Genomic DNA, 13,089 nt, shown 5'->3' with positions numbered 1-13,089 from the left:
TTCGGCACCGGCGCGGTGGCCTTCGAGTCGCGGTAACCCACGTTCCTTGGCCCAGCGGCCGTTGCCATCCATGATGATGGCGACGTGGCGCGGGATTTCGGGATGTTCGGCCATGGCGGGAGGCTGGGCGGCTGGGGAACGGGAAAAAACGGATTTCACGGGAGAGGTTGCAGGTTTGTTTCGCGGATCAGGATGAACCCAACTCTATGAAATAAAAATGCGGCCTGCGTGAAAAATGGAAGGAATTAAACAGCGAGAGTTTGCGCGCGATCCGGCCCGACTCCGACGAAGGCGATGGGGGCACCGCAGAGTTCTGCGAGACGGGTAAGGTAGGCTTTGGCTTGGGCGGGAAGTTCCTCGTAGCTTGTGCAAGCGGTCGTATCGGATTTCCAACCGGGAAGCGTTTCGTAAATCGGCACCGCACGGTCCCAAGCCTTGCGATCGGCGGGAGGAAGCTCGTGGATCGCGCCGTCGATATCGTAGCTCGTGCAAATTTGCAGCGTCTCGTATTCGTCAAGGCCATCGACGTTGGTCACTGCCAGGCCGGTGACGCCGTTGACCATGCAGGCGAAGCGGAGCAACACCGTGTCCAGCCAGCCACAACCGCGCGGGCGGCCGGTGGTGGCTCCGAACTCGCGTCCGAGGCCATGGAGGTATTCGGACAATCCTTCGTCGCCGGTTGGGAATGGTCCGGAACCGACGCGCGTGGTGTAGGCCTTACAAACTCCGATGACGGACTGGATCGCCGTGGGTGGGAGACCGGTGCCGGTGCAGGAGCCGCCGGAGGTGGTGTTCGAAGAAGTGACGAACGGATAGGTACCGAAGTCGATGTCGAGCAAGGTCCCCTGCGCGCCTTCGAACAGGATGGTCTTGCCGGATTTCCATGCCGCGTGCAGCAGGGGAATCGTGTTGGAAACGTGCGGCCGGAGTCGCTCGAACGCGGTGTAGACTTCCTCAACGACTTGATCCGCATCGAAGATCGTCAGATCGTATTTCGCAAGGATCTCGTTCGCTTCGGCGACGCGGCGGGTGATCTGTTGGACCGTGAATTCGCGGTCGAGAAAATCAGCGATGCGCAGTCCGCAGCGGTTTACCTTGTCGGCATAGGCCGGGCCAATGCCGCGTTTGGTCGTTCCGATCTTCTGGTCGCCGAGGGCGGCCTCGCGTGCGGCATCCAGCTCCTTGTGAAACGGCAGCACGACGTGAGCGCGGTCGGAAATGAGCAGCTTGTCGGGTGTGATGGAAACTCCCTGAGACTCGATCCGCTGGATTTCCTGCACCAGTCCGACCGGGTCGATGACCACGCCGTTTCCGATGACATTCTTCTTCGCGTCCCAGAGAATCCCGGAGGGTAGCAGGTGCAGCACGTATTTCGTGCCCTTGGCGATGACCGTGTGGCCGGCGTTGTTTCCGCCCTGGCCGCGGACGACCACGTCGGATCCTTCGGTGAGATAATCGACGATTTTGCCTTTGCCTTCATCGCCCCACTGGAGGCCAACAATAATGGTGTTCATGAAATGAAAATAGGTCCTGCTAGACCCATCGGTCTTATGGTTTTGTTTGGTCAATCAGCGCGGCGAACTCCTCGAAGAAGTAGCTCGCGTCGTTGGGTCCGGGAGCGGCTTCCGGGTGGTATTGCACGCTGAAGACCGGATGGGTTTTGTGGCGCATGCCTTCGACCGTGCCGTCGTTCAGGTTGACGTGGGTAACTTCGACATCGTCCGGCAGCGAATCAGGATCGACAGCGAAACCGTGGTTCTGCGAGGTGATCGAAATTTTCCCGGAGCGCAGATCCTTGACCGGCTGGTTCCCGCCGCGGTGGCCGAACTTCAGCTTGAAGGTATTGCCGCCGAAGGCGTGGGCGAGGAGTTGATTGCCGAGGCAAATCCCGAAGATCGGCTTCTGTCCGATGAGTTGCTTCAGCTCTTCATGGATGTAACCGAGCGCCGCCGGATCTCCCGGACCGTTGGAGAGGAAAACACCATCCGGATTTTTCGCCAGCACTTCACTGGCGGGCGTGGTGGAACTAACGACTTCCACTTCGAATCCAGCCTGGCGCAGGCGGCGCAGGATGTTATATTTCAAACCGAAATCGTAAGCAACGATGCGGTGGCGCACCGGCGGCAGTTCGCGGTAGTTGCCCACTTCACCGGTCATGGTGTTAGGCAGGCTCCATTCGCGGGATTCCTCGGTCCACAGATAGGATTCCGGGGTGGAAACTTCCTTCACGTAGTCCATGCCTTCCATCGATGGCGATGCCTTGGCGGCGGCGATGGCAGCCTCGGCGTCCAGCTCGGTGGTGACGCAGGCGCGCATTGCACCGCGCGAACGCAAGTGCTTGGTTAGAGCTCGGGTGTCGATGCCTTCGATGCCGAGGATCTTGTTATCGGAGAGATAGGCGGAAAGCGATTGGGTGGAGCGCCAGTTCGACGGCACTTCGCAAAGCTCGCCGATCACAAACGCCCGGATGTGCGGCCCGGCGGACTCGGAGTCCTCGGCGTTGATCCCATAATTCCCGATTTGCGGGTAGGTCATCGCGACGATTTGGCCACGGTAGGAAGGATCTGTGATCACCTCCTGGTAACCTGACATCGAGGTGTTGAAACAAATTTCTCCGGTGGTGGTTCCGGTGGCTCCGAAGGCGGTTCCTTCGAAACAGCGTCCATCTTCAAGGGCTAGAATGGCAGTAATCGGCACGGCGGCGGCAGGCTAGGCAGCGCATTCGGGCGATGCAAGAGAATGTCACACGGAGAGTCGGCAGGTAAGGAGCGCGGCACTTCGGGCCGCGGGGCCGATGCGTGGAGAAGGCACCGTGTGAAGCGCATCCCTTTCTCGATTCATCGTCCGGGTGGGCCGCAGTCCCACACTCCATAAGGCTCATTCCTTTGCACGGCTATCGATCAAAATGGTGACAGGTCCGTCATTTACGAGCGCGACCTTCATGTCCGCACCGAAGATTCCCCGGCCGACGGGCTTGCCGAGTTCGCTTTCCAGCGCTTCGCAAAATTTCCCGTAAAGCGGTTCGGAAACCGCTGGCGCCGCGGATTTCAGGAACGACGGCCGGTTGCCTTTTTTCGTTGAGGCGTGGAGCGTGAATTGGCTCACCACGATGATTCCGCCGCCGGTATCCAGCACGGACAGGTTCATCTTGTCGTCGGCATCCGCAAAAATCCGCATTCTCGCCACTTTGCCGCTCAACCAAGCCACGTCCTCCGCAGTGTCACCATCTTCGACCCCGAGTAAAATCAACAGCCCGGATCCGATCCGGGAAACACATTCACCATCGATGGTCACCGACGCTTCAAGAACCCGTTGAATGACTGCCCGCATCCGGTCAGCGTGTGGATTTCTCAAAATTTCGCAAGTCCTGCGACCCGCCACGCGGACACAAAAAAGCCGCCCTTTCCAATGGAAGGGCGGCCGTTAGGATTTCCGGTATCAGTTATGAATAGGAGGATTCGACGCGTTTGGCGACGTCGAGGTAGCCATAATCGACCTCGTAGATCTGCTTGAAGCAGTCGAGGGCGGACTCCTTGTCCCCCATTTCGGTATGAATGAGGCCTTTTTCGTAGAGGACTTCCTTCTTGGTGTTGTCCATGGCGATAAGGTCGGCGAGGGCGTCGGAGAGCTGTTTGATGGCGAGGTCGAACATGCCCTTGGCGCGGAAGGTACGGGCCAACAACAACAGGACCTTGGTGCGGATGTGGGGGTTGCGGGTGGCCTGTTGGAGGTGGGGGATGGCGGCGCTGTGGTCGCCAGACTTGTAAAGCGCGGTGCCGAGCTCGAAGCGGAGTTGCGGGTCGGTTGGGTTCTGGTCGACGCGCTTCTGGGCTTCCACAACTTGTTCGGCGATGCGGTCGGCCTTGCGTGCATCGAGCGCGGCCTTGAGCTCCTCGTTGTCGGGATCGGCTGCTGCCGCGACTTCGAGTTGTTTCATGTCGGTCTCAAGCGCCTTGTCTTTCATCGCCGCGGCCTTGGTGGCGAGGGCGACGTCACCATTGCTCAGCGAGTGGGCCCACGAGTAGAAAGTGTGGGAATTATGCCAATCCTCGAGCTGTTCGTAGAGGTTGGCAAGATCCTTGACGGTGGCGAGATGGTTGGGGTCGAGATTGTATTTTTCGACGACCTTGTCACGGCGTTCTTCGAGTTGCTCACGGGTGAGACCGGTGCGGGATGCTTTTTCAAGTTCCTCGAACTCGGCGGTGTTTTTCATCAGCGAACGCATGTCGGCGTTTTCATCCCACTTCTGCTTCTGCATGGAAGCGCGGGCGGAAGCGTCCTTGGAGCCCTTGATGGCGGGGCCATCGGTCGGATGGTGCTTGATGATGTCGTTATAAACCTCGGAGGCAATGAGTGGCTGATCGCGGGTGATGTAGAACTCGGCGAGCTTGTGAAGCAGCTTGGCGTTTTCCGGCGTGCCCTTGCGAACGGTCTCGAGGGCGAAGGCGGCGGACTCGAAGAGTTCCAGCTTGAGCAAGGTGTCGAAGAGAAGGTCGTTGGCGGCGGCGCTGAGCGGGTCTTTCTCGAGTTCTTTCTCGATGAGCGGAAGCGTGCCGGCAGGGTCTTTTTTTGCTTGGCCTACCAGTTTCATGACGCCCATGCCGCCGGACTGCATTCCGAAGAGGCCGCCTTTTTTCTTGGTGTTGCCGGCGATTTGGAGTTCGCACTTGCGGAGAATTTTCCGACCTTCGAGGAAGCCGGGATTGTCTTTGAGGATGGACTGGAGGAGGTTGATGGCGAACTCAAGATTGCTGGTTTGGACAGCGGTGAGGGCCTTCAACCAGATGGGTTTCAAATTCGCTGGAAGTTCCTTTTCGGTGATCTCGGGCATGACGTTAAAATAAGTGCGGTTTTTGAAAGAAGCCACGCTGTGGCAGCTCCGGGCGAGAAAACTGGAGTGTGTGCGGCGGCTTTGCAAGCGTCGGTGATGAAGAAAAGCACGGGATCAGATGATGACCGTGTTTTTTGGGATTGCTGGAAGGAATCCGATGAGCTACCGAGTCGGCGCAGGGCGGGATTGTCATTCCGCCTTTTCTATTATCTCAAGCCACCATGCCTCCACGCCCAAAGAAATCCGGACGTCGTAACAATCGAAATCGTTATGGTCCACCAAAGCGTTCCACCAAGGACGAAGAAGAAAAAGCGGTGGAGGTGGACGGTGAAATTTCATCCGTTCTCGCTGGCACGATGTTCCGCGTGAAGTTGGAAAGCGGCCACGAAGTGCTGGCCCACATTTCCGGAAAAATGCGCAAGCGGTTCATCCGTCTGGTAGTAGGCGACAAGGTCAAGATGGAGATGTCTCCGTATGACCTGACGAAGGCGCGGATCGTATTCCGTTTGGGTTGATGTTGCCGGGCGGCCTGTGCCCGACGCCGGAAATCATCACGCGTAGTCGGCACCGACTTCCGCGGCTTCCATAGCGGCGACGGATTGGTTGTCGCGGCGTTCGATGACGATGTCGCCGAGCAATTCGCTCTGCCGGACGATAAATTGATTGAGCTTCATCAATTCCAGCAAGGCGAGGAAAGTCACGATGACCTCGGCCTTGGTGGTGGCCGATTGGAACAGCGTTTCGAAACGCCGCGATTCACCGGGAGCGAAGTTGCCGAGAAGCAGCTCGATTTTGTCCGAAACGGTGTAGCGGTCATCAATGATGTCGCCGAAATCGTGGGATTCCTCGAAGCGCTTGAGGACATTCTGAAACGCACGGATTAGGTCGAAAATCGAGACTTCCGCGAGTGCCGCAGGTTCCTCGGCAGGCAGCTCGGCGGCATCCGGTTGGTGGGCAAAACTTCCTTCCTGCTCCATTTCCTTCAGGCTGAGGAATCCGGCCGCATCCTTGAATTTTTTATACTCGATGAGCTGGCGGATGAGTTCCCAGCGCGGATCGTCATCCTCTGCATCTTCCTCGGGTGGCTGATCGACCTTGGGAAGGAGCGTGCGGCTTTTCAAATACATCAGGTTCGCCGCCATCACGATGAACTCGGAGGCGAGGTCGATATTGAGCAGTTTGAACGTATTGATGTAATCCAGATATTGGCGGGTGATGCGCTCAATGGAGATTGAATGAATATCCACCTCGTCTTTCTTGATGAGATAGAGAAGGAGGTCGAGGGGACCTTCGAAAATTTCCAGGCGGACTTTGTAGTCGGTAGCTTCCACGGGCGGAGTCGTATGGCGTGATCGCCACCTGTGCGAGGGTAAATTTCCCTCGCTTCGCGGGAAACGGGCCGTTTTAATCGCGGGGCTGTAAGCCGAGTTGAATTTATGGAATCCGAGCAATCTCAGAATTTTAACGAGCGCCTGAGCCAGTGGGTGGCGAACCAGGGATTTTGGTTCCAGATCCGGTATTCGATGGTGGGAAGCGGTGCCAAGGGAACCGCCATGTTTCACATCCTGCGCCTAGGGGCACGGGTGTTGGTTTTTCTCCTGATTCTAGCCGTATTTGCTGGCTACTATCTGCTGAAGCGCACGGAGATGAAGGGGTTCAATGACGCCTTCCGCTCATCCCTCAAAACCGGCTTGAGCGCCTCGGAAATCGAAATCCGCGGCTTGGCGCGTGTGCAGGGAGAACTCGGGATCAACGGCTTGGCTTGCAAAGGCGACAAAGGCGCGTTTTTCAACACGATGGATGCTAGGAATATCCACTGCAACATGGGATTCCTCGACGGCCTGGCCGGGCAGTGGAAACCGGGCACCATCTCGATCGCCCGACTCGATATGGAACTGCGCGCCGGTGCTGACGATGCGGAAGCGGCGAGAATGTTGGGCGATTCGCTTTTCCAGAAGTTCGACAAGGTCGAGCTGAAGACGTTCGAGATCGCCGACGCCACGGTGCGCTGGGGTTACAGCCGGACAGTCGCCCCCGTGACCAATGCCGCGGCTTTGAATCCGGACGCCTCACAGGGCTATGAATTCGACCATACACGCGGATCTATCAGCAATAGTTTCCTCCGGATCCAGCGGACTGATGACGAGCTGAGGCTTTCCTTCAAGGGCGGCAGGTTCACCCAGAACTGGCTGGAAAAACTTGATATTGTCGATCTGGAAATCGTCTGTACCCGGGATGGGATGGTTTTCCAGAAGGCCGAGTTCCGGCTGGCGCAGGGCACGGTAAGTTTCTCCGGACTGAAGGTCGCGGGAGGGGCCCGCCCCTTGATCAACGGCACGGTGAAGCTGCGCGGAATGGCATTGAGCGGAATCGTGCCACCTCCGGTTAGGAGTTTTGTCGAAGGCTCTCTATCAGGAGAATTTCATGTCAGCGGATCCACCAATTCCTCGGAGGGTATCGTGTTCGACGGCGGAATTACGTTGGATTCTCCGGACGTCATTTCGTTGCGTGAGAGGCTCCATTTGCTGAAGGCTCTGTCGGTGGTGGATTATTCGCGGAACTATCACCGTATTGATTTCCGGGAAGGTTCGCTCCACCTGAAAACTTCCGGTGGGGGATTGGAACTGACGGATGTGAATCTGAAATCGGATGATCTCACCACGCTGGTAGGGAAGATGTCCGTCAAGCTGCCGTCCGTCGAAGAAATCACGTCGGGTAAAGGGACGAATACAAGTGCGGGAGGCGCGCCGCTTTTCCATGGTGACGACGACGACGTGGATCTGTCGGATAACAAGGACGAAGATCTCACCCTGCGCGGTGCCGGGGAGGCGACGAACCGGGATAAGAAACCCGGCCAGCCCGAAGCTAAGAATACCTTGTTTGACCGGTTGGAACTGGATCTGCAAAAACGCCGGATTGACCAGCTTTCGTCCGACCGCTTGTCCAGAACGTTGCGCTATGACGGCTTGTTCAGGATCACGCTGCCTTCCGATGTGTTCGAGCGCGCGCCGAAACTGATCGCTCAGTTTCCCGTCGATCCCGCTTCAGGCAGGGTTCCGCTGATGGTTCCCATTGAAGGCGGACTTTATGAAATCACGCTGAAGCAGGCCGAGGAAATCTACACGCAGGGCCGGCGCTGAGATCATGCGTTTGCCGCGAGGCCCAGGCTGTTATAGATTTCCCGGGTCGCGTGGCTCTTATTGAGCGTGTAGAAATGGATGCCGTCCACGCCTTCGTTGAGAAGGCCGGCGCATTGCTCCGCCGCGTAGTGAATGCCCACCCGTTCGACGGCTTCGGCGCTCGATTTCGCCCTTTCCAGAGCCCGCAGCAGCTTCGCCGGGTATCTCGCACCCGCGGCGAGTTCGGCCATCCGCTTCATGCCTTGCAACGACGTCACGGGCATTACTCCTGCGATGATCGGCACGTTGATGCCGGACAGCGCGCAACGGTCGCGGAAATCGAAGAAGTCGTGGTTGTCGAAAAACAACTGGGTGCAGATGTAGTCGGCCCCGGCATCCACTTTGGCTTTGAGGAAATCGAGTTCATCCACGCGGTTGGGTGTTGCCGGATGACCTTCCGGGAAACCCGCCACGCCGATGCCGAAGCCGCGTGGATCGGGGTGAGCCCCGGAATCATTGAACTTGCGGATGAACGCCACCAGATCGGCGGCGTGACGGAATCCGCTTTCCGACCAATCGTAGTCCGGCTGGTCTTTGGGAGGATCGCCGCGCAGAGCGAGGATGTTGCTGACGCCCGCTTTGGCATAGCGTTCGAGGATTTCCGTCACTTCCTTCTCGGAATGCCCAACGCAGGTGAGGTGGGGTACTGGCGGGATCGAGGTGGTTTGCTTGATCCGCACGACGAGATCGTGGGTCAGCTCACGGGTGCCGCCTCCCGCGCCATAGGTCACCGACACGAAGGTCGGCTCCAACGGTTCCAGCTCGCGAATGGCCTGATAGAGATCCTCCCAGGCGGCGGCGGAACGCGGCGGGAAAAATTCGAAGGAGAGCGATGGCTTCGGATCGCTGAGAATGTCGCGGATGTGCATGGCGGATGGATGTTTGGGGGCAGCGGTATTCCGAGTTGATTCACGAAACTTTTCAGGCGGGCCGGAGTTTCTTCGGGAGTTAGCTTTGCGGAACGCGGCTAAAAAAGCGTCAATTGCTCATGAAAACAATCCCTGTTTCCTTTCTTGTTGCGGGAATGCTGCTGCCGGTGGTTTGCCTCGCCCAGCCACCGGAACCGCCACAAGGCCCTCCTCCCGGTGAAGAAGGGCCTCACGGTGGCCCGCCGAACCCCTTTATCGAGGCTTGGAAAAACGCGGACACGGATCACGACGGCTTTATTTCCAAAGCGGAATTCGACGCGATGCCGCGGATTCAGAATCTTCCCGAAGAGAAGAGAGGGAACATTTTCAAGCGGCTCGATAAGGATGGCGACGGTAAGCTGAGCCGTGATGAGATCATGAAATTCGGCCGCCCTCACGATGGACCGCCGATGAAACGACTCTGGGAACTGGATGTCGACAAGAGTGGCGGCGTCAGTCTGGAAGAATTCAAGCAAGGTGACTTTTTCAAGAAACTGCCTCCTGAAAAGCAGGCCGAGGTTTTTCATCGTCTGGATACGGACGGCGATGGTTTGATCACCCCGAAAGACCGCCCGGAGCCTCCTTTCAAGGGAGGACCGCCCGGCAAACATCCCAAAGGCCCCGAAGGCGGGCGTCGCGGTGAGGGTGATGACGATGGCCCGGGCAACCCGGAAAAACTTTTCAAGAAGCTGGATACGAATGCCGACGGCTCTCTGTCATTCGAGGAGTTCAGGGTTGGCCCTTGGGTCAAGGATCTGACCGAGGATGAGCAAGAGGACCGCTTTGAAAAACTCGATACCAACGGGGATCACAAGATTTCCCCGGAAGATCTGCCGCCGAGGCCTCCCGAAATGGAGGAGAAATAATTCTCTTCAGCAGGTCTCAGTTTTCCCAACAAAAAAACCGGCAGTGGCGCATGACCACTGCCGGTTTTTTTGGGTTTGAAACGCTCAGGGAGCTGCCGACATGGACTCCGCCTTGGCAGTGGTTGCGAGGACGGCCTCACGGATGTTGCCGCCCTTGCGATTGCTCCACCACAGCACCACTGGCGACGCGATGAAGATCGAGGAGAACGTTCCAACAACGATACCGATGAAGATGATGATTCCGAAATCGCGCAGGGCGGAACCACCGACGATCGCGAGAATCGCGACGCTGATCAGCGTCGCACCCGAGGTGAGCAAGGTCCGCGACAGGGTTGCATTGACGGCTTCGTTGAGAATCACTTCTTCCGAGTCGTTCCGGACCAGCAGCATTTCGCGAACGCGGTCGAACACGATGATGGTGTCGCTGATGGAATAACCGGCGATGGTTAGAACCGCGCCGACGTGGATCAGGGACAGCTCGCCGCCCATCAGGACGACCAGCCCGACACAGATGATGATGTCGTGGAAAATCGCGATGAACCCGGCCAGCGCGAACGAGAACTCGAAGCGGATGGTCATGTAAACCATGATCCCGAGAAGTCCCAGTGCGATGGCGATCAGCGATTGGACCATTGAGGATCCACCGATGAGCGCCGATACTTCGTCCTGGCTCGCGCCGATCAGATAGTCCGTGGAACCCGGCTTCGTCTGGCCCAGTGCGGGAATGGACTCGCGGAGCTTCTCGGTGATGGCACGTGAATCCTTGGAGGCGCAGCGGATGGTCAACATCGTGCCGGTCGTTAGATTGGTTTCCTGCTGCGGATAGGCGGCTTTCGACAATTTCATTCCTTCAACGACTTTCTTGACTTCTTCGAGAGGAACTTTCGTTTCCTTGCCGACTTGGAATTTGATGAGTGATCCGCCAGTGAAGTCGATGCCCAGCGCGCGCTCGCCGCGGTAGGCGAAGGCTCCGAGTGAAATGATGAGCGTGATGATCGCCAAGGTGATGGCGATGCGGCGCTTGCCCATGAAATCGTAGTGATGCGATTTGATCAGGTCGAGGAAGCTGAGTTTCTTGAGAAGGCCGAGATCAACGCCCCAACGGAAGATGACCCGTGTGACGAGGATCGCGGAAAACAGCGAGGCGGTGACCCCGATGATCAGCGTGATGGCGAAGCCCTTGATCGCGCTGCCGCCGAACCAGAAGAGGATGCCGGCGGTGAGAAGAGAAGTGACGTGCGAGTCGAAAATTGCGGAGAACGCCTTATCGTAAGAAGCTTCGATCGCGTTCTTGAGTGACTTGCCGTGACTCATTTCCTCACGCAGACGTTCGTAGATTAGCACGTTCGCATCCACGGCCATACCGATGGTGAGAACCATACCGGCGATACCGGGTAGCGAGAACGTGAAGCTGAACATCGCCATCACGCCGAACAGCATGATGGTGTTGACGATCAGACCGATGATGGCGATGAAGCCCGACACGCGGTAGTAAAGCAGCACGAAGATGAAGGTCATCCCGAGTGCGAGTCCGCCAGCGGCCAGACCTTGTTGGACCACCGCCGAGCCGAGGGTGGGGGAGACCATCCGCATTTCATCGGTGTGCAGCGGGTTTTCCAGCGGATTCATCAGCGCGCTGGCGAGGCTCTGAACTTCGCCGGGTTCGTGGAGACCGGAAATCGAAAAGTCCTTGGCCAGATGAGCTTGGACGGTAGGAGCACTGATCACGTCGCCATTGAGAACAATCGCGATGCGGTCCACTCCGAGGCGCATGGGGCCGGTGAGGGCGATCATTTTGTTAGTGCCTTCGTTGTCGAGGGAGACGCCGACGGCGTCGGGTTCGCTAGGGGACGGATAGGCGCTGGCGATGTTTTTACCGGAAATCGCCACGCGGCGGTTCAGTAGGATCGGGCGGCTGTATTCCTTGCCGTCCTGGTCCTTGCCCTTGAGCTGATAGGCGCGGTAGCCGGGAATGATTTCGATGTTCTCCGCCACCCGTTGAGCCAGGGTTTTATGGTCGGCACCGACCTCGTCATTTCGAGGGCTGACTTCGTGCAGTTCGAGCTTCGCGACGGTTTCTAGTTTGGCTCGGATCGCGCCAGATTCCTTATCCTCGATGCCGGGCATCTGGACCAGAATACCATCGGCACCCTGACGTGAAATCTGGAGATCGAGATTGCCACCTGGATTCAACCGTTTTTCGATGACAGCGATGGCTTGCTCGACCTGATCCTTGGTGATCGGTTGCGCCTCACCGCTATCATTGACCCGTGGCTGGAGCCGCATGGTGAACGAGGAGCCGCCGACGATGTCGATTCCGCCCTTGAGGCGGTCTTTGAAGGGGACTGTGGCCATGACGCAGAAGGCCGTGACGCCAATCAACAGGATGGTTCCGACGTTCCGTTTCCTTCTCTCGATATCGGTCGCGAAGTACCAGAAAAACAAAATCATCAAGGTCAACCCGATGGCGAAAAGCGTCAATGGGTCATCGTAAAAGGCAATGGCGGCTAGCATGGTAAAACGTCGGGTTTGGCTCCGGAAATGGGGCTGAGAGTGGGTTGAAAAGGGATGGGTTTACTTCGCGGAAGAGTCCTTCTTGTGGACGGTGGCGATGGAAGCTTTGTCGAATTCGATCATGGTTCCTTCGGCAACCTTGATGACCACCGTGTTGTCTTTGACATTGTGGACGATGCCGTGAATGCCCGCCGTGGTGACGACTTTGTCGCCGGATTGAAGGGCGGAGACGCGTGCCGCCTGCTCTTTCCGCTGGGTTTGCTGGGGCCGGATCATTAGGAAGTAGAACACCACCAGAATGACGACCGGCATGATGATCGGATTGCCGAGAATGCCCTCGGGACCTTTGGCTGCCTCTGCGAGAATGGAACTGAACGCGGGAAATGAAGTCATGTTGGATCGGATCGAGTGTATCTCTGGATGAAGGAATCTTTGTATGCGGAGAAGTTCCCCGCGGCAATGGCATCCCTTGCCCCGGCGACGAGGGACAGGTAGAAATGCAGATTGTGGAAGGAAAGCAACCGCAAACCTAGGATTTCGCCAGCCCGGAAAAGGTGCCGCAAATAGGCGCGGGAAAATCCGGCGACGTGCGGGTGGGCGCTCTCACAAATCGGTCGCGGATCCTTGGCGTGGATCAGGTTCTTGATATTGATCGGACCATCGAGGGTGACAGCCATGCCATGGCGGGCGATCCGGGTCGGCATCACACAGTCGAACATGTCCACCCCGCGGGCGATCATTTCCAAAATCTGCGGCGGCGTCCCCAGTCCCATGGCGTAGCGTGGCTTTTC

At 57.7% G+C, this 13,089-nt stretch carries 13 protein-coding genes; 3 read left to right on the top strand and 10 right to left on the bottom strand.

The window, feature by feature from the left end:
• From ABIQ96_RS18500 to ABIQ96_RS18480, 5 genes are all read right to left on the bottom strand, one after another.
• Positions 1 to 114: undecaprenyl diphosphate synthase family protein (locus ABIQ96_RS18500; RefSeq protein WP_348216113.1), on the bottom strand; the 114-nt coding region annotated here is incomplete at its 3' end.
• Between the two features lie 131 nt (positions 115 to 245).
• Positions 246 to 1,514: an adenylosuccinate synthase gene (locus ABIQ96_RS18495; protein ID WP_348216111.1), complete on the bottom strand. Its 1,269-nt coding sequence runs from the start codon at positions 1,512 to 1,514 to the stop codon at positions 246 to 248.
• A 34-nt stretch (positions 1,515 to 1,548) separates the two neighbouring features.
• The gene (carA, locus tag ABIQ96_RS18490; RefSeq protein WP_348216112.1) at positions 1,549 to 2,691 is read right to left on the bottom strand and encodes a glutamine-hydrolyzing carbamoyl-phosphate synthase small subunit; all 1,143 of its coding nucleotides are present in this window, start codon (positions 2,689 to 2,691) and stop codon (positions 1,549 to 1,551) included.
• Positions 2,692 to 2,877: 186 nt separating this feature from the next.
• Positions 2,878 to 3,330 carry a D-aminoacyl-tRNA deacylase gene (gene dtd, locus ABIQ96_RS18485; RefSeq protein ID WP_348216110.1) on the bottom strand — a complete coding sequence of 151 codons (453 nt, stop codon included), beginning with the start codon at positions 3,328 to 3,330 and terminating at the stop codon, positions 2,878 to 2,880.
• A gap of 112 nt (positions 3,331 to 3,442) precedes the next feature.
• Positions 3,443 to 4,831, bottom strand: a complete 1,389-nt coding sequence (locus tag ABIQ96_RS18480; RefSeq protein ID WP_348216109.1) for a tetratricopeptide repeat protein — start codon at positions 4,829 to 4,831, stop codon at positions 3,443 to 3,445.
• A 221-nt stretch (positions 4,832 to 5,052) separates the two neighbouring features.
• On the opposite strand from ABIQ96_RS18480, the gene infA reads away from it, so the two are divergent.
• A complete protein-coding gene (gene infA / locus ABIQ96_RS18475) occupies positions 5,053 to 5,346 on the top strand; it encodes a translation initiation factor IF-1 (RefSeq protein WP_348216108.1) in 294 nt (97 codons plus the stop codon).
• 36 nt (positions 5,347 to 5,382) lie between these two features.
• On the opposite strand, the gene ABIQ96_RS18470 is transcribed toward infA, so the two are convergent.
• A complete protein-coding gene (locus tag ABIQ96_RS18470; RefSeq protein WP_348216107.1) occupies positions 5,383 to 6,162 on the bottom strand; it encodes a segregation/condensation protein A in 780 nt (259 codons plus the stop codon).
• A gap of 105 nt (positions 6,163 to 6,267) precedes the next feature.
• Between ABIQ96_RS18470 and ABIQ96_RS18465 the strand changes: the two genes are divergently transcribed.
• The gene (locus ABIQ96_RS18465) at positions 6,268 to 7,971 is read left to right on the top strand and encodes a hypothetical protein (RefSeq protein WP_348216106.1); all 1,704 of its coding nucleotides are present in this window, start codon (positions 6,268 to 6,270) and stop codon (positions 7,969 to 7,971) included.
• A gap of 2 nt (positions 7,972 to 7,973) precedes the next feature.
• On the opposite strand, the gene metF is transcribed toward ABIQ96_RS18465, so the two are convergent.
• The gene (metF, locus tag ABIQ96_RS18460; protein WP_348216105.1) at positions 7,974 to 8,879 is read right to left on the bottom strand and encodes a methylenetetrahydrofolate reductase [NAD(P)H]; all 906 of its coding nucleotides are present in this window, start codon (positions 8,877 to 8,879) and stop codon (positions 7,974 to 7,976) included.
• 119 nt (positions 8,880 to 8,998) lie between these two features.
• Between metF and ABIQ96_RS18455 the strand changes: the two genes are divergently transcribed.
• The gene (locus ABIQ96_RS18455; RefSeq protein WP_348216104.1) at positions 8,999 to 9,784 is read left to right on the top strand and encodes an EF-hand domain-containing protein; all 786 of its coding nucleotides are present in this window, start codon (positions 8,999 to 9,001) and stop codon (positions 9,782 to 9,784) included.
• An 84-nt stretch (positions 9,785 to 9,868) separates the two neighbouring features.
• Here ABIQ96_RS18455 and secD read toward each other — a convergent pair whose 3' ends face one another.
• The 3 genes from secD to ABIQ96_RS18440 form a co-directional block, all read right to left on the bottom strand.
• Entirely contained in the window at positions 9,869 to 12,298 is a 2,430-nt protein-coding gene (gene secD, locus ABIQ96_RS18450) for a protein translocase subunit SecD (RefSeq protein WP_348216103.1), read from the bottom strand.
• A gap of 60 nt (positions 12,299 to 12,358) precedes the next feature.
• Entirely contained in the window at positions 12,359 to 12,691 is a 333-nt protein-coding gene (gene yajC, locus ABIQ96_RS18445) for a preprotein translocase subunit YajC (RefSeq protein WP_348216102.1), read from the bottom strand.
• Positions 12,688 to 13,089, bottom strand: a 402-nt coding sequence (locus ABIQ96_RS18440; protein ID WP_348216101.1) for a tRNA guanosine(34) transglycosylase Tgt, incomplete at its 5' end; no start/stop codon positions are given. The genes yajC and ABIQ96_RS18440, both read right to left, overlap by 4 nt.

This window comes from Luteolibacter sp., from assembly GCF_039920825.1.
Lineage (GTDB): Bacteria > Verrucomicrobiota > Verrucomicrobiia > Verrucomicrobiales > Akkermansiaceae > Luteolibacter.
Note: the sequence above shows the minus strand (reverse complement) of the source record. Positions and strands in the feature narration are given on the sequence as shown.